This window comes from Thermocrispum agreste DSM 44070, from assembly GCF_000427905.1.
Lineage (GTDB): Bacteria > Actinomycetota > Actinomycetes > Mycobacteriales > Pseudonocardiaceae > Thermocrispum > Thermocrispum agreste.
This window is the reverse complement of sequence record NZ_ATYX01000005.1, coordinates 156,896-173,270: the sequence shown is the minus strand read 5'-3', so window position 1 is coordinate 173,270 and position 16,375 is coordinate 156,896. Positions and strand designations below refer to the sequence as shown.

The window sequence follows — 16,375 nt, the reverse complement described above, 5'->3', positions numbered from 1 at the left end:
GCACTCTGCGTGATGGGGTGCCGACGGACTTGGGCGATTGGCTGGACGTGCCGTGCGAATCGGTTCGACGGACAGCAGCGTGCGGGAGCCCGGTGGACGGCCCAATGGCTCGCCCAGACCGCCGTGACGCGATGCCACGCCCTTGCGTCGGCGTGCGGCCGTCAGCGCGGTGGCCGGTTCAACGTGGCGACGAACTTGTACCGGTCACCGCGATACACCGAGCGCACCCACTCCACGGGGGTGCCGTGGGTGTCGAACGAGTGCCGGGACAACAGCAGCATCGGCATGCCGATGTCGGCGCCGAGCGCGTGCGCCTCGTCCGGTCCGGCCAGGGCGGTCTCGATCGTCTCCTCGGCGTGCCCGAGCTCGACCTGGTAGCGGTCGCGCAGCGTCTGGTAGAGCGACTTGCCCGCCCGCAAGTACCGGCGCAGTCCCGGGTACCGGAAGTTGGCCAGGTGCGTGATCTCCACCGCCATCGGTTCGTCGTCGGCCAGCCGCAGCCTGCGGACCCGCAGCACGGTCTCACCCCGTCGCATGCCCAGCCGTTCGGCCAGCTCGGTGTCCGCCGGGATGTCGTCGATGGCGAGCAGCCGGGACGACGGCGTCTTCCCTTGCGCCTGCATGTCCTCGGTGTAGGAGGACAGCTGCAGGGGCTGCGCCACCTTGGGCTCGGCGACGAACGTGCCGCTGCCCTGCACCCTGCGCACCCGGCCCTCCACCGTGAGGTCGGCCAGCGCCTGGCGGACGGTGGTGCGGGAGGCCCCGAACTCCATGGCCAAGCTGCGTTCCGTCGGGATGGCGGTACCGGGCGGCAACGTGTCGAGCATGCGCAGCAGGCGCTGCTTGACCCCCCAGTACTTCGGTGCGCGGACTCGGCCGGAGGCGGTCGCAACTTCGTCGGACGTCAACGGGTCTCCCAGTCGATGCGGGCAGGGGGCGGCAATCGTGTCGAAGCACAGCATGCCTTGTCCGCCCCGGAGCGCCGCTATGTGTCCCACGAGCTGTCAACCCGTAGGGTGGAGGCATGCGCCGGATCATGGGAACTGAGGTGGAGTACGGCATCGCCGTTCCGGGGGATGCCACCGCCAACCCGGTACTGACGTCGACACAGATCGTGCTGGCCTACGCCGCCGCGGTGGACATCCCGCGCTCGCGCCGGGCCCGATGGGACTACGAGGTCGAGTCCCCGCTGCGGGACGCGCGCGGCTTCGACCTCACCGCCCCCAACCAGCAGCCCCAGGAGCCCGACGTGGACGATCTGGGTGCGGCGAACGTCATCCTCACCAACGGCGCGCGGCTGTACGTCGACCACGCTCACCCGGAGTACTCCACGCCCGAGGTCACCAACCCCCGCGACGCGGTGATCTGGGACAAGGCGGGCGAGCGGGTGATGGAGACCGCGTCGATCAAGGCCGCCACCGTGCCCGGCCAGCCGCGGTTGCAGCTGTACAAGAACAACGTCGACGGCAAGGGCGCCAGCTACGGCTCGCACGAGAACTACCTGATGGCGCGGGCCACACCGTTCACCGCGGTGATCAGCGGGCTGACCCCGTTCTTCGTCTCCCGCCAGGTGATCACCGGTTCCGGCCGGGTCGGCATCGGCCAGCAGAGCGAGGAGGACGGCTACCAGCTGTCCCAGCGTGCCGACTACATCGAGGTCGAGGTGGGCCTGGAGACCACGCTCAAGCGGGGCATCATCAACACCCGCGACGAGCCGCACGCGGACGCGGACAAGTACCGGCGGCTGCACGTCATCATCGGCGACGCCAACCTGTCCGAGTACTCCACCTACCTCAAGCTCGGCAGCACAGTGCTGGTGCTGGACATGATCGAGGCGGGGATCTCGTTCGAGGACCTGCGGCTGCGCGAACCGGTGCGCGCGGTACGGCAGATCAGCCACGACCCGACGCTGAAGACCACCGTGGAACTGGCCGACGGGCGCTGGTTCACCGGTCTGGACATCCAGCGCGCCTACCACGAGCGTGCGGTCGAGTGCGCCGAGCGGGGGCAGATCGAGCCGTCCGAGGAGTCGCAGAACGTGCTGCGGCTGTGGGGCGAGATCGTCGACGCGCTGGCCCGCGACCCGTTCGAGTGCGCCGACCGGCTGGACTGGGTGGCCAAGCTGCGGCTGCTGGAGCGTTACCGCGAGCGTGACGGGCTGAGCTGGGGATCGCCCCGGCTGCACATGATCGACCTGCAGTACTCCGACGTCCGGATGGACAAGGGCCTGTACAACCGGCTGGTGGCGCGTGGATCGATGAAGCGCCTGGTCGACGAGGACGAGGTGCAGGCGGCGATGACCAACCCGCCGCAGGACACCCGCGCCTACTTCCGCGGCAGGGCGCTGGAGAAGTACGCCGCGTCGATCGCGGCCGCATCGTGGGATTCGGTCATCTTCGACATCGGCCGGGAATCCCTGGTGCGGATCCCGACGTTGGAACCGCTGCGGGGGACGAAGTCGCACGTCGGGCAGCTGCTCGACGCCGCGGAGACGGCCGAGGAGCTGGTGAAAGCGCTGACCAGCTAGATCAGATGGGCAAACCGTGATCATTCGGATGGTCCCTTCCGGGACTACCGCTGGGTAGGCTGACGTCAGGACCCGATGCGAACCGGGAGGGGCAATGGCTCAGGAGCAGATCCCGAAGCAGCGCGAGGAAGAAGAGGAAGTTCAGGACCCGGGCGCCGATGCCGGTGGTGAGGGTGCCACCGCGACGCAGGAGCGACTGGAGAAGATTGGCGAGGACGTCGACACGATCCTGGACGAGATCGACGACGTCCTGGAGGAGAACGCCGAGGACTTCGTGCGAGCGTACGTGCAGAAGGGCGGACAATAGGACGCATGGAGCAGCCGCAAGCCGGGCCGTTGTCGCCGGCCTACCTGAGCATGTCCACGTCGTCGTTCACCGAGTTCCTTCGGGCGCAGTCACCGGATCTGCTGCCCGGGCGCAGGCAGCTGGGTGATGCGACCTCGTTACAGGCTCCCCACGGCACCACCATCGTTGCGTTGACGTTCTCCGGCGGGGTGGCCATAGCCGGGGACCGGCGAGCGACCGCAGGCAACACGATTGCGGCGCGCGACCTGGAGAAGGTCTACATCACGGACGCCTACTCCGCGGTGGGCATCGCGGGTACCGCGGGCATCGCGCTGGAGCTGGTCCGGCTGTACGCCGTCGAGCTGGCGCACTACGAGAAGATCGAGGGCGTGGCGTTGTCGCTGGACGGCAAGGCCAACAAGCTGGCCACCATGGTCCGCGCCAACCTGGACGTCGCCATGGCCGGGCTGGCCGCCGTGCCGATGTTCGTCGGCTACGACACCGACGCCGCGGACCCGGCCAGGGCCGGGCGCATCATCTCGTTCGACGTCACCGGCGGCCGCTACGAGGAGCGCGGCGGGTTCCACGCCATCGGATCCGGGTCGCCGTACGCCAAGTCCGCGCTGAAGAAGCTCTACGACCCGGACGCCGACGCCGACGCGGCGGTACGCACCGCGGTGGCCGCGCTGTACGACGCGGCCGACGACGACGCCGCCACGGGTGGCCCGGACACGGTGCGCAGAATCTACCCGCAGGTGGTCACCATCACCGCCGAAGAGGGCGCGGTGCACGTTCCCGAGGAACGGATCGAGGCGGCCACCGAGGCCGTGCTGGACGAGCGGCGGTCCGCCCGCGAGGCGCGTCGGTGAAGCACGGCAGGCGGATGCCGCACACCAGGGGAGAACGGAGTAAGACGCAGTGACGTTGCCGATTTACGCCTCGCCCGAGCAGTTGATGCGGGACCGCTCGGAGTACGCCCGCAAAGGCATCGCTCGCGGCCGCAGTGTGGTGGCGCTGAAGTATGCGGACGGCTTGCTGTTCGTCGCCGAGAACCCGTCCGCCACGCTGCACAAGATCTCGGAGATCTACGACCGGATCGGGTTCGCCGCGGCGGGCAGGTACAGCGAGTACGAGAGCCTGCGCCGGGCCGGTATCCGCCACGTCGACCTGCAGGGATACGCCTACGACCGGCGGGACGTCTCGGCGCGGCAGCTGGCGAACGTCTACGCGCAGACCCTCGGTGCGATCTTCACCGAACAGGTCAAGCCGTTCGAGGTCGAGCTCGCGGTGGCCGAAGTGGGTGCCCGGCCGGAGGAGGACCAGCTGTTCCGGCTGACCTACGACGGCTCGATCGTGGACGAGCCCCGGTTCCTGGTGATGGGCGGCCAGACCGATCCGGTGGTCAGCAAACTCAAGGAGGTCTACGTCGAGGGCTCCGCGCTGGCGGAGGCGTTCGCGCAGGCCGTGCAGGGACTGAAGGCGGGCCTGTCCAACGGTGCCGAGCTGGGCAAGCTCGAGGTGGCGATCCTCGACCGGCACCGTCCCGGCCGCGCCTTCCGCCGGATCACCGGCGCCGAGCTGGACGCGCTGATGCCCGCCAACGGGGACGGGGCCAAGGAGCAGGACAAGCAGGCGCAGGGCGAGGACAAGGGTGCCAAGCAGGCCACGGCGGACAAGAAGGAGCCCGGCAAGGCGGGCGAGGCGGACAAGGGCCGGCAGGCGGGCGACGGGCAGGGCGAGTAATGCTCGACTTGGCACCCGCGGCGCAGCGTCTGGCGGCGGTCGTCGGGCAGATCGGCGACGATCAGCTGGCGGCGCCGACCCCGTGCGAGAAGTACCAGGTCAGTGGACTGGTCGCGCATGTGCTCGGGCTGGCGGTGGCGTTCCGGCTGGCCGCGGTGAAGGACCCGGCTGCGTCGGCCGACCCGCCGTCGGAAGACCCGGATCCCACCGCTGTGCTGCCGGAGGGCTGGCGCGAAGAGCTCGCCCGCAGGCTCGACGCCCTGGTCGCCGCCTGGCGGGAGCCGGCCGCGTGGCACGGGCAGACCGAAGTCGGCGGGGTGAGCCTTCCCGCCGAGCAGGCCGGAGTCGTCGCGCTGCAGGAGTTGGTCGTGCACGGCTGGGATCTGGCCACCGCCACCGGTCAGCACTACGACCTGGACGAGAACACCCTCCGCAAAGTGTTCGTGGCGTTGGATGGTTCGGTCGACGAGAACGGCACGCCGGGGCTCTTCGCGCCACCGGTGCCGGTGCCGATGGACGCGCCGTTGCTGGATCGCACCATCGCCCTGACCGGCCGCGACCCGAAGTGGCGGCCGGCTCAACGGTAGACGGTCAGCGCGTCGGAGCGGGAGCGGAAGACGAACCGGTTGCCGAGCGGCCCGACCTCGCCGTCGGTGGCGACCCGCCGGTTGCCGTCCAGCAAGCGGACTTCCAGCTCGGGCAGGTCGTACTGCCGGTAGACGTGGCTGGTGGCCAGCGTGTTGGTGATGCTGGCCAGCACGAACCGGGCACGCGAGTAGGGCACGTCGGCGCGGAGGTAGCGGACGTCCAGCTTGCCGGAGTCCATGGCCGGGCGGCTGCTCGGCGCGAACCCCTTCGGGTGGTAGCTGCCGTTGCCGACGAAGATCATCCAGACCAGGTGTTCCTGACCGTTGAGCAGCACCCGGATCGGGCTGGCGTGGCGCAGCGTGCGGACCATCGCGATCACGCCCGCGATCCACTTCGGGTAGTGCTTCTCGAGCACTTCGCGCAGCCGCACCATCTCCGGGTAGCCACCGATGCCTGCGGTGTTGAGGAACCAGCGCCGGGAGGTGCCGTCGTCGCCGAACGTGGTGACTTCGCCCAGATCGACGCCGATCGCGGTGCCCGCCTCGGTCGCCTCGTCCGCGTCGCGCACCGACTGCACCCCCACGTCGCGGGCGAAGTGGTTCAGCGTGCCCGCGGGAATCAGCACCAGCGGGAGCTTGTTCTCGGCCGCGACCGACGCCACGGCGGCCACGGTGCCGTCACCTCCGGCGACGGCCAGGGCGCGTACCGGACGACCCTGTGCCGCGCGCTCGTCGATCAGCTGCTGGAGCTGTTCGACGATGTCGCGTCCTTGCTCGGGCTGCACGAATGTGGCCAGCGGCCACGCGACGCGAGTAAGTGCGGTGGGATCGTCGCCGTCGTCGCCGGACTTCGGGTTCACCAACGCCACCATGTCCACCCCGTCCGGCATGACCGGGGCGTCGGCGGGGTGCTCGGAACGCGCGGGCTCGGACGGGTGCAGCGGCCACCAGTGCCGTGTTGCAGCGGCGACCGCGCCGCCGATCAGCACACCGGCCGCCACGTCACTCGGCCAGTGCACGCCGGTGTGCACCCGGGAGTAGGCCACTGCTGCGGCCAGCGGAACGGCGACTGCGCCGGCAAGTGGTGACTCCATGGCGGCGGCCGTGACGAACGCGGCCGCGGAAGCGCTGTGCCCCGACGGGAACGACGACGAGGTTGGACGCCTGCGCAACCGCCGCCGGGCGGGGAGGAGGGCCGCGGCGGGCCGCCTGCGCGGGAACAGCGGTTTGGTGATCACATTGGCGAAGAAGCTGGCGCCCGCGACAGCGACGGCGCCGCGCAGCCCCGCCCGCCGTAGTTTGCCTTTGCGTAGAGCGAACGCGCCGGCCATGGCGAACCACAGCAGGCCGCGATCGGCGGCGCGGGACACGGCACGGAGCGCGTCGTCGGCCGGCCCCGCGGGAAGCCGGGCACTGCGTCGCATGAGGGCCGTGTCGGCCCTTCCGACGCGGGCGAGCCGCCGTCGCAGGTCGAGGTTCACGCTGTGCAACATAGCCCAGGAGCCGAGACTCCCCCCCAACAGCGCACCGAAAAGTCGGCAAGTGCGCCTAGCATGAAGAAATGCAGCGTCGGATCTTTGGCATCGAGACCGAGTTCGGGGTCACGTGCACGTTTCACGGTCAGCGGCGGCTGTCCCCGGACGAAGTTGCCCGGTATCTGTTCCGCCGGGTCGTCTCGTGGGGCCGGTCGTCCAACGTCTTCCTGTCCAACGGTTCCCGCCTGTACCTGGACGTGGGTTCGCATCCGGAGTACGCCACCGCCGAATGCGACGACCTGATCCAGCTGGTCACGCACGACAAGGCGGGCGAGCGGATCCTGGAGGATCTGCTGGTCGACGCCGAGCGCAGGCTCGCCGACGAGGGCATCGGCGGGGACATCTACCTGTTCAAGAACAACACCGATTCCGCGGGCAACTCCTACGGCTGCCACGAGAACTACCTGGTGGGCAGGTCGGGGGAGTTCTCCAGGATCGCCGACGTGTTGCTGCCCTTCTTGGTGTCCCGCCAGCTCATCTGCGGCGCAGGCAAGGTGCTGCAGACCCCGCGCGGCGCGGTGTTCTGCCTGTCGCAGCGGGCCGAGCACATTTGGGAAGGCGTGTCGAGCGCGACCACGCGCAGCCGCCCGATCATCAACACCCGCGACGAGCCGCACGCCGACGCTGAGCGTTACCGCAGGCTGCACGTGATCGTCGGGGACTCCAACATGGCGGAGCCGACCACGTTGCTCAAGGTCGGCACGGCCAACCTTGTGCTGCGGATGATCGAGGAAGGCGTGCAGTTCAAGGACTTCACGCTGGACAACCCGATCAGGGCGATCCGCGAGATCAGTCACGACCTGACCGGCCGCAGGCGGGTGCGGCTGGCGGGCGGCCGCGAGGCGTCGGCGCTGGAGATCCAGCGCGAGTACTACGAGCGGGCGGTGGCGCACATCGACTCGGCCGGTGCCGACCCGACCACCCATCAGGTCGTCGAGCTGTGGGGACGCACGCTGGACGCGGTCGAACAGCAGGACTTCGGCAAGATCGACACCGAGATCGACTGGGCGATCAAGTACCGGCTGGTGGAGCGGTACCGGAAGAAGTTCGACTTGGATCTGTCCAGCCCCCGCATCGCGCAGCTGGATCTGGCCTACCACGACATCCGGCGCGGCCGCGGAGTGTTCGACGTGCTGCAGAGCAAGGGCCTGGTCAAGCGGGTGACCGACGACGGGGAGATCGAGCTGGCCAAGGACACCCCGCCGCAGACCACCAGGGCGAAGCTCCGGGGCGACTTCATCGCGGCGGCGCAGGCGGCCCAGCGGGACTTCACCGTCGACTGGGTGCACTTGAAGCTGAACGATCAGGCCCAGCGCACCGTGCTGTGCAAGGACCCGTTCCGGCACGTCGACGAGCGGGTGGAGCGGCTGATCGCCAGCCTGTGACCGGCGGGCGCGGGCAGGCTAGTTGACGCACGGGATCTCGTCGGCCGTGATCGGGCGGTTGCCGCCTTCCGGCGTCTGCTCGCCGTCTTCCGGCGGCTGCGCGGTGCTCGGGGGAACCTCCGGCGGCGTGGCGGACTCTGCCCGCGGCGGGGGAGCGCTGGTGGTGGCCGACGGCGGAGCGGACGAGTTGCCCGGCGGCGGGGGAGCGGACGAAGACCGCTCACGGGCCGCAGCGGCTTCCTCGTCCTCCTCCTCGGACAGCGAAGCGATGAATTCCCGCACGCGCTGCGGATCGACCTCCACGGCCGCTCCGTCGGCAGGTGTCGGCAACGCCAGGCTGCCCACCGGGATGGTGCGGAACTCCACCCGGTCGGTCGTCAGCGAGCTCATCCGCTGGGCGAAAGCCATGATGTCCCAGCCCTTGCTGAGCACCACCGAGCGGGTGATCGCGTCCATCAGGTCGTTCAGCCGCTGCGGGTCGGTCAGCGTCCCGGTGGACAACACCTTGCGGGCCAGCCCGGTGAGGAACACCTGCTGCCGGACGATGCGGTCGAGATCGCCACGTGGCAGGCCGTGCCGTTGCCGGACGAACGCCAGCGCGTCGCCCTCGGAGATGACCTGCCGCCCGGCGGGGAAGTCCGCATGCGACTTGACGTCCTGCACCGGTGCCTTCAAGCAGACCTCGATCCCGCCGATGGCCTTGGTGATCTCGTAGAACCCGAGCAGGTTGACCGACGCGTAGTGATCGATGGTGCGGCCGGTCAGCTTCTCCACCGTCTTCAGCAGGACCCGGGCCCCCGCCTGGTGCGACCGCCGCTCCAGTTCCTCGCCGGGTGGCATCCCGGCGGCCAGCAGGCGTTCCCGCTCCACGTTCCGGCCGCGCGGATACGCGGAATTGATCTTGTGCATGCCGAACCCGGGGATGTCCACGTAGGAATCCCGGGGGATCGACACCGCCACCGCGCGGCTGGTGTCGCTCGGCACGTGCACCAGGATGATCGTGTCGGTGTTGACCTCGCCGTCACCGGCGTTGACCCGTAGCAGCTTGCGCTGCTCGGCGGACAGCGGTCGCCCGCGCGCGTCGGTCCTGCTGTCCATGCCGACCAGCAGGATGTCCACCGTGCCGTCCAGCGGCCGCTCGGCGTCGGCCTGCGGGCTCAGCACGTCGGCGACCACCACGCGCCTGTTGAAATCCCGCAGCAGGAACCAGCCGTAGCCGGTGACCCCGAGGACCGCCGCCGCAACGAGGGCAGCGGTCACCTTCCCCAGAACGCCCGCGAAGACCCCAGCGCCCCGACGCACCGGTGCTCCTTCCGCCTGCTTCGGCCCGGATTCGCTTCAGCGTCACCGCCGGCGCAGGACCGGACGGATCACCTGCCGAGACCGTGATACTTCCATCCTGCCGCGCGCCAGCGGTCGGCGTCGAGGACGTTCCTGCCGTCGAGGATGACCCGGTTGGCCACGACCTCGTTGAGCGCCTGCGGGTCCATCTCGCGGAACTCCGCCCACTCGGTCAGGTGCAGCACGATGTCGGCACCGCGGCAGGTCTCGATCACTGACGAGCCGTAGCCCAGGGTGGGGAAGGCCTTGCGGGCGTTGTCCATGGCCTTCGGGTCGTACACGGTGACGTGGCCACCCTGCAGCTGGATCTGGCCCGCGATGTTCAGCGCCGGCGAGTCGCGGATGTCGTCGGAGTTGGGCTTGAACGCCGCGCCGAGCACCGCCACCCGCTTGCCGATGAACGTGCCGCCGACCAGCTCGCGGGCCAGGTCGACGGTGCGCACCCGGCGGCGCATGTTGATGGCGTCCACCTCGCGCAGGAACATCAGCGCGTGATCGGCGCCCAGCTCGCCGGCGCGGGCCATGAAGGCCCGGATGTCCTTGGGCAGGCAGCCGCCGCCGAAGCCGACGCCGGCGTTGAGGAACTTGCGCCCGATCCGGTCGTCGTGGCCGAGCGCGTCGGCCAGGACGGTCACGTCGGCACCGGCCAGCTCGCAGACCTCGGCCATGGCGTTGATGAAGGAGATCTTGGTGGCCAGGAACGCGTTCGCGGCCACCTTCACCAGCTCGGCGGTGGCGAAGTCGGCCACGATGAACGGCGTGCCGTTGGCGATCGCGTCGGCGTAGACGGTGCGCAGCGTCTGTTCGGCCTCGGCCGACCGCACCCCGATGACCAGCCGGTCGGGCCGCAGCGTGTCGTTCACCGCGTAACCCTCCCGGAGGAATTCCGGGTTCCACGCCAGCTCCGCCTTGACGCCGGACGGGGCCAGCTCGGCCAGCTTGCGGGCCAGCCGGTCCGCGGTGCCCACCGGGACGGTGGACTTGCCGACCACCAGGCTGTCCTTGGCCAGGTGCGGGGCCAGCGACTCCAGCGCGGCGTCGATGTAGGTCAGGTCCGCGGCCAGCTCACCGTGCCGTTGCGGCGTGCCGACGCACAGGAAGTGCACGTCGCCGAACTTCCCCGCCTCCTCGTAGGAGGTGGTGAAGCGCAGCGTCTGCGACTCGATGTGCTTGCGCAGCAGCGGCTCCAGGTCGGGCTCGTAGAACGGCACCCGGCCTTCCTGCAACGCGGCGACCTTGGCCTCGTCGACGTCGACGCCGAGTACCTCGAACCCGAGCTCGGCCATGCACGCCGCGTGCGTCGCGCCGAGGTAGCCGGTCCCGATTACCGTGATCTTGAGCTTTCGCGGTGCCAATCCATCTCCCTAGGTCTGCTCGCGCGCGATAGTATCGCCGCCACGATTCGTCACCGTCCGCCCGGGGTGGGTCGTGCCGCGAATCCGCGCTACGGGCGAGTATCGTTCCAGTCACCATGAGCATCCAACCCGAGCAGCAGCCCGGCGCCGCTGGTCCGGACGCCGCCGAGTACCCCGGTGTGTCGGTCGTCATGACCGTGCTGAACGAGGAACGGCATCTGGCCTCCGCAGTGCGGGCGGTGCTGGACCAGGACTACCCCGGAGAGCTCGAGCTGGTCGTCGCGCTGGGGCCGTCCACGGACGCCACCGACGCCATCGCGGCGGAACTGGCCGCCCAGGACAGCCGCATGCGCACGGTGCCGAACCCGGAGGGCGCCACCCCGGTCGGGCTCAACCGCGCGATCAAGGACGCCAAGTACGACATCATCGTGCGGGTGGACGGGCATGCAGTGCTGCCGCGGGACTACGTGCGGACTGCGGTGGAGGTGCTGCAGGAGACGGGTGCGGACAACGTCGGCGGCATCATGCACGCCGAAGGCACCACGCCGTTCGAGAAGGCCGTGGCCTGCGCCACCAACAGCTGGCTGGGCGTGGGTGGCGCGCGGTTCCACGTCGGCGGCGAGGCAGGCCCGGCGGAGACGGTCTACCTGGGCTCGTTCCGCCGGTCGGCCCTGGAGCGGGTCGGCGGCTTCGACGAGGGCATGCGCCGCGCGCAGGACTGGGAGCTGAACTACCGGCTGCGCCGCTCGGGTGGCACGGTCTGGTTCACGCCGCGGATGCGGGTGTCGTACCGGCCGCGGTCGACCGTGAAGGCGCTGGCCAAGCAGTACTTCCGGACCGGGCAGTGGCGCCGGGAGGTGGTGCGGCGGCACAGCGAGACGGTGAGTGTCCGCTATCTGGCGCCGCCGCTGGCGCTGGTGGGCATGGTCGGCGGCACCATCGCGGGCGTGGCCGGGTTCTGGCCGGGGTTCGTCATTCCGGGCGGCTATCTGGTCGGCGTCCTGGTCGGGTCGGCGATCGTCGGGCGCAAGCTGCCGTGGAAGTCGAAGCTGATGCTGCCGATCGTGTGCGCGACCATGCACACGTCATGGGGCGCCGGCTTCATCTTCAGCCCGCGCAACCTGAAGTAGGCCGGGCAACTGGGAAGGAGCCATCGGCGGGCAGTCGCACGACGTGCGGGCTGCCGTCACGCTGCGACCAGTCGATGCGCCGGGGCAGCCACCGCCCCGGACGTCACGGACGTCAGCGTGCCCAGGCTTCCAGTTGCTCGACGAACGCCTTCTGATCGACCCGCCAGTTGTAGTCGGTCAGCGCGGCGTCGTGGCCGCGCCGGGCCATCGTCACCCGCAGCTCGGCGTCGTCGCGCAGCTTCAGGATCGCGTCGGCGGCAGCCTTCGGATCGTCGAACGGGGTCACGATGCCTGCCTCGAACTTCTCCGCCAGCTCGGGGGCGGGCGGGGTCGGCGTGCTCACCCACGGCACCCCGTGGGCCATGTACTCGATGACCTTGGTGGCCCACGAGTTGCGGTAGTTCGCCTCGTCGTGCCGCAGCGACAACCCGGCCAGCGACCCCTGCACCAGCTCGAGCGCCTGCTTGTTCGGCATGAACCCGTGCCAGACGACGGATCCTTCGTCGTGCGCCTGCTGGACCAGCGGCTTCATCTGGTCGTCCGCGTCGCCGATCAGTTCGACCCGGACCTTGCCCTTGAGCAGGCGGCCGACCTCGATCATCTCCTCCGTGCCGCGCGCCCTGGTCAGGTGGCCCACGTAGACCACCCGCTCGTCGCCCGGCTCGGGCACCTGCTCCGGCACGTAGGTCGTGTTGCGCACCACCGGGTGCTCGTGCTCGAACAGCTCGCGGTAGCCGTCGTCGGCCAGGATCAGGTGGTAGTGCTGCTCGGCGTAGCGTTCGATGAACTTCGCCAGCCGTACCCCGGCGGGCCGGGCAGGCTTGGGCAGCCACGGCTTCAAGGTCATGGTCGCCGCAGTGTCCTCGTGCACGTCCCACACCACGGGGGGCAGGTCCTTCAGCCGCGCCACCGCCAGCACCAGCTCGGGGTCGTGCATCAGCACGATGTCCTTGCCGGGGGCGTGCATGGCCACCGCCGCCCGGGCCTCACGCAGCGCGCCGAGCCGCTTGCGGCCCTCGGCGCGGGAAATGGAGAAGCCGGTCAGGTTCTCGATGCCCTCGTCCTGCGGCAGCGGCTGCCCGAAGCGCTCGAACGGCGCCAGGTAGGTGACCTGGTGGCCGGCCTCCAGCAGGGCGCGGATCTGGCGGTAGCGGATGCGTGCGTCCGACGGGTTGTGGACCACGGTCACGACCAGAACGTGCACGAGTGCTCCTGAATCGTCGCGGACAGGTCAGGATTCGGCGAGATAGGCCTTGACGACCTCCTTGGTCGGGCCGTCCATGCGCAGCTTGCCCTTGTCCACCCAGATGGTGCGATCACACGTGTCGGTGATGCTCTTCATGCTGTGGCTGACCAGGAACACCGTGCCTGCAGCGTCGCGCAGCTCCCTGATCCGCTGCTCGGACTTCTTGCGGAACTCCTTGTCACCGGTGGCCAGCGCTTCGTCGACCAGCAGCACGTCGTGCGTCTTGGCGGCCGCGATGGCGAATCGCAGGCGTGCCCCCATGCCGGAGGAGTAGGTGCGCATGGGCATGTCGATGAACTCGCCGAGCCCGGAGAACTCGATGATCTCGTCCCGCTTGGCCTTCATCTCCTCGCGGGACATGCCCATGGCCAGGCAGCCCAGCTCGATGTTGCGCAGCCCGCTCAGGCCGCTGATCAGCGCCGCGTTGACGCCGAGGAACGACGGCTGCCCCTGGGCGTAGACGGCGCCCTTGTGCGCGGGCAGCAGACCGGCGATGGCCCGCATCAGCGTGGACTTGCCCGACCCGTTGCGGCCGATGACCCCGATGGCCTCGCCCTCGTAGGCGACGAAGGAGATGCCCTTGAGCGCGTGCACTTCGCGCACGCCCGCGGGCTTGGCACCACGCAGCAGCCGGCCGAGCGCGCTCGCCGCGTTTCCGTTCTTCTTGCCCGCGCCGACCACCCGGTACACGACGTGAAGGTTGTCCACCACCACGGTGGGGCGCCGTTCGGAGGCTCCGGACGCCTGCTTGCCCGCCTGCGTCTTCTGCTTCTCCTGCTCAGCCACGACCATAACGCTCCTCACGCCGCCAGAAGAAGATGAAGCCGCCGATGAAGAACACCACCGCCCACGCGGTCGACACCTGCCACACGTTCAAGCCCCACGGTAGCTCCAGCGGCCGGTGGGAATCGATGAGCACGCCGCGGTACAAGTCGAGGAACACCGCGCCGGGGTTGAGCACCAGCACGGTCTGCAGCACGTCCGGCAGGTTCTTGATGTACCGGGTCATCTCGAAGAAGACCCCGGACAGATAGAACCACACCCGGGTGATGAACGGCAGCAGCTGGTTGATGTCCGACGAGGTGGCGCCGATGCGGGCCATCACCAGGCTCAGGCCCATGTTGAACAGCATCTGCAACAGCATTGCCGGCACGACCAGTAGCCACGTGACGCTGATCGGCACGCCGACGGCGAGGACGAACCCGAACAGCACCACCATCGACACGAGCAGCTGCTGGAACTCGACCAGCACGAACGACAGCGGCAGCACCGCACGCGGGAAGTGCAGCGCGCGGATCATCTGCAGGTTGCCACTGATCGACTTGGCGCCGTTGTTCATCGACCGCTGCATGAACGTGAACACGAACACGCCGGTCACCAGAAACGCCGGATAGTCCTCGATGCCCCGGCTCAACCGCAGCAGCAGGCCGAACACCGCGTAGTACACCGCCGCCTGCATCAGCGGGGTGAGCACCTGCCAAATCTGGCCGAGCCAGGTGGAGGAATAGGTCTGCGCCTTGCGTGCCGCGGAATACGCGAGGATGAACTGACGCCGCTGCCACAGCTGCTTGACGTAGCTGGTCAGGCTGGGACGAGCGGTGCTTTGCACCAGGCCATACCGTGCCGCGAGCGCGGCGGCGTCGACGGGCTTGTCGTCGGCATCGCCGGCCGAGTCCGCCGACTTCGGCGCGCTCTGCTCGGTGTCGGGCATCTCCTTCTCCTTGATACTGCAAGCACTTTACGGGGCGGCTGGCGCATTGCTGCGAAGGACCCGCTGGCGTGCCGGGGCACCACGCACTACGCCCCGACGGCCCGCACGTCGTAGTACTGACGGAGGATCGTTTCCCGCCGCTTCCGATAGTCGTCCGAGGCGCCGGTGATCAGGTGTTCCACCGGGTCGGCGCTGTGCTGCACCTGGCTGAAGTCCTCGGTCAGGTGCAACGGCCGGACGCCGTCCGGCAGTGCCTGCGGCGCCGCCGGTTCGCCGTCGGCGGCGTCCGGGACCACCGTGACGGCCAGCGGCGCCGTCGGCCCGGCAGCGGGCGGCTTGCGCAGCGCTTTCCTGGCCACGGCCATCCCCTTGGGACCGAGCACGCGCACCATCGCGGACTTGGCCCGCAGTCGGCGGTACGGCGCGGGGTCGAGCGGGCGCGGCGCATTCCGCAGCAGGCGCGCCACCTGCTCGGCGGCTTCCCGGGACCCGCCCGGTTTGGGCAGCTCCGCGCATGCCTTCCGGAGTCGTTCGCGCTCGTGCTCGTCGTGCAGCGCGCGCGCCTGCCGCCGGACGTCGTCCAGGTCGGAGGCGTCCGCGTGGCGCGCGAAACCTTGATCGGCCAGCCACCGGGTACGGGCGGGCTGATCGTCGGTACCCGACGTCGGGTTGGGCACGAACAACGTCGGGACGCCGGCGGTGAGCAGTTCGTGCACCGAGTTGTAGCCGCCGGCGGCGACCGCCGCGTCGAACGCGGCCAGATACCTGGCCAGCGGATACACCCCGGCCAGCTCGACGCACCGGGACTCGTCCGCCAGGGGGATCCGGCCCGCCGCGATGTGCGAGCGGACCACGGCCACCTGCCAGTCCGGGTCCTCCAGCAGTGCGGTCACCGCGGCCGCGCCCGGGGTGACCACGTCGTTGAGCACCCCGGAGGACAGGGTGACCAGCGCCGTCGGCCTGCCGGGGTCCAAGCCCAGCTCGGCGGCTGCCTCCTCCCGGGGCAGCAGATCGAGGTACTCCAGCTGGGTGATGGGGGACAGGCGCACGGCATCCGTCCGGTGCGCGGTCGCCCCGTTGTCGCCCGCCGCCGCGAAGTCGCCCGGCTCCAGCACCAGGTCGAACAACGGCGCGGCGGCCAGCGGCGCGGTGCGCGCGCCGGGCCGCCAGAACCCGCGGCGCATCCAGACGAACCGTACGCCGGGCAGCCGGGCGCGGGCCAGCAGCAGCCCCTCGTAGGGCACCACGCCGTCGAACACCACGGCTTCCGCCTTGGTCTCGGCGACGAACGCGGTCAGCCGGTCCCGCAGGTAGTGGTGCCACACGTGGGTGGGAATCCACCCGCGTTCCCGGCTCGGCACGTACTCGCCGCGCTGGCCCTGGTGGCGGATCACGCCCACGGCCCTGGACAGCGAGAAGTAGACCGGCTCGGCGTCGTCACGCAGCGCATGCCCGACCGCCAGCTGACGGCTCAGATGCCCCAGGCCGGTGCCGTTGCTGGTGGCCAGGACCACCACGGGCTTGGACAT

At 69.8% G+C, this 16,375-nt stretch carries 15 protein-coding genes; 7 read left to right on the top strand and 8 right to left on the bottom strand.

All coding sequences use genetic code 11. The features are described 5' to 3' along the window. Positions 1–161: 161 nt before the first annotated feature. Positions 162–908: a GntR family transcriptional regulator gene (locus tag YWY_RS0100790; RefSeq protein WP_038044212.1), complete on the bottom strand. Its 747-nt coding sequence runs from the start codon at positions 906–908 to the stop codon at positions 162–164. Between the two features lie 116 nt (positions 909–1,024). Here YWY_RS0100790 and dop point away from each other — a divergent pair, with 116 nt between their 5' ends. From dop to YWY_RS0100765, 5 genes are all read left to right on the top strand, one after another. Then, positions 1,025–2,527, top strand: coding sequence for a depupylase/deamidase Dop (gene dop / locus YWY_RS0100785; protein WP_028846058.1), 1,503 nt, complete (start codon positions 1,025–1,027; stop codon positions 2,525–2,527). A 94-nt stretch (positions 2,528–2,621) separates the two neighbouring features. Continuing rightward, complete coding sequence (locus tag YWY_RS0100780; RefSeq protein WP_028846057.1) at positions 2,622–2,834, top strand: ubiquitin-like protein Pup; 213 nt, start codon at positions 2,622–2,624, stop codon at positions 2,832–2,834. Positions 2,835–2,839: 5 nt separating this feature from the next. Further along, on the top strand, positions 2,840–3,682 hold the full coding sequence (gene prcB, locus YWY_RS0100775; RefSeq protein ID WP_028846056.1) for a proteasome subunit beta: 843 nt from the start codon (positions 2,840–2,842) through the stop codon (positions 3,680–3,682). Positions 3,683–3,731: 49 nt separating this feature from the next. Next, positions 3,732–4,556: a proteasome subunit alpha gene (gene prcA / locus YWY_RS19535; RefSeq protein ID WP_051309441.1), complete on the top strand. Its 825-nt coding sequence runs from the start codon at positions 3,732–3,734 to the stop codon at positions 4,554–4,556. Then, positions 4,556–5,143 (top strand): TIGR03086 family metal-binding protein, encoded by a 588-nt coding sequence (locus YWY_RS0100765; protein WP_028846055.1) that lies wholly within the window; start codon positions 4,556–4,558, stop codon positions 5,141–5,143. The genes prcA and YWY_RS0100765 overlap by 1 nt, the downstream gene beginning before the upstream one ends. Here YWY_RS0100765 and YWY_RS0100760 read toward each other — a convergent pair. Continuing rightward, positions 5,134–6,567 (bottom strand): bifunctional phosphatase PAP2/diacylglycerol kinase family protein, encoded by a 1,434-nt coding sequence (locus tag YWY_RS0100760; RefSeq protein WP_245566508.1) that lies wholly within the window; start codon positions 6,565–6,567, stop codon positions 5,134–5,136. The genes YWY_RS0100765 and YWY_RS0100760 overlap by 10 nt on opposite strands. Positions 6,568–6,704: 137 nt before the next feature. Here YWY_RS0100760 and pafA point away from each other — a divergent pair, with 137 nt between their 5' ends. Beyond that, entirely contained in the window at positions 6,705–8,063 is a 1,359-nt protein-coding gene (gene pafA, locus YWY_RS0100755) for a Pup--protein ligase (RefSeq protein ID WP_028846053.1), read from the top strand. A gap of 18 nt (positions 8,064–8,081) precedes the next feature. Here pafA and YWY_RS19530 read toward each other — a convergent pair whose 3' ends face one another. Next, positions 8,082–9,365, bottom strand: coding sequence for an LCP family protein (locus YWY_RS19530; RefSeq protein WP_051309439.1), 1,284 nt, complete (start codon positions 9,363–9,365; stop codon positions 8,082–8,084). 68 nt (positions 9,366–9,433) lie between these two features. Next, positions 9,434–10,759 (bottom strand): UDP-glucose dehydrogenase family protein, encoded by a 1,326-nt coding sequence (locus YWY_RS0100745; protein WP_028846052.1) that lies wholly within the window; start codon positions 10,757–10,759, stop codon positions 9,434–9,436. 116 nt (positions 10,760–10,875) lie between these two features. On the opposite strand from YWY_RS0100745, the gene YWY_RS0100740 reads away from it, so the two are divergent. Continuing rightward, complete coding sequence (locus YWY_RS0100740; RefSeq protein ID WP_051309437.1) at positions 10,876–11,889, top strand: glycosyltransferase family 2 protein; 1,014 nt, start codon at positions 10,876–10,878, stop codon at positions 11,887–11,889. A 112-nt stretch (positions 11,890–12,001) separates the two neighbouring features. On the opposite strand, the gene YWY_RS0100735 is transcribed toward YWY_RS0100740, so the two are convergent. The 4 genes from YWY_RS0100735 to YWY_RS0100720 all read right to left on the bottom strand — a co-directional run bounded on the left by YWY_RS0100735 (position 12,002) and on the right by YWY_RS0100720 (position 16,375). Continuing rightward, positions 12,002–13,093 carry a glycosyltransferase gene (locus tag YWY_RS0100735; RefSeq protein ID WP_028846050.1) on the bottom strand — a complete coding sequence of 364 codons (1,092 nt, stop codon included), beginning with the start codon at positions 13,091–13,093 and terminating at the stop codon, positions 12,002–12,004. A gap of 27 nt (positions 13,094–13,120) precedes the next feature. Then, the gene (locus tag YWY_RS0100730) at positions 13,121–13,921 is read right to left on the bottom strand and encodes an ABC transporter ATP-binding protein (RefSeq protein WP_211227453.1); all 801 of its coding nucleotides are present in this window, start codon (positions 13,919–13,921) and stop codon (positions 13,121–13,123) included. Beyond that, positions 13,914–14,846: an ABC transporter permease gene (locus tag YWY_RS0100725; protein WP_028846048.1), complete on the bottom strand. Its 933-nt coding sequence runs from the start codon at positions 14,844–14,846 to the stop codon at positions 13,914–13,916. The genes YWY_RS0100730 and YWY_RS0100725 overlap by 8 nt, the downstream gene beginning before the upstream one ends. Positions 14,847–14,932: 86 nt before the next feature. Beyond that, positions 14,933–16,375: a glycosyltransferase gene (locus tag YWY_RS0100720; RefSeq protein WP_028846047.1), complete on the bottom strand. Its 1,443-nt coding sequence runs from the start codon at positions 16,373–16,375 to the stop codon at positions 14,933–14,935.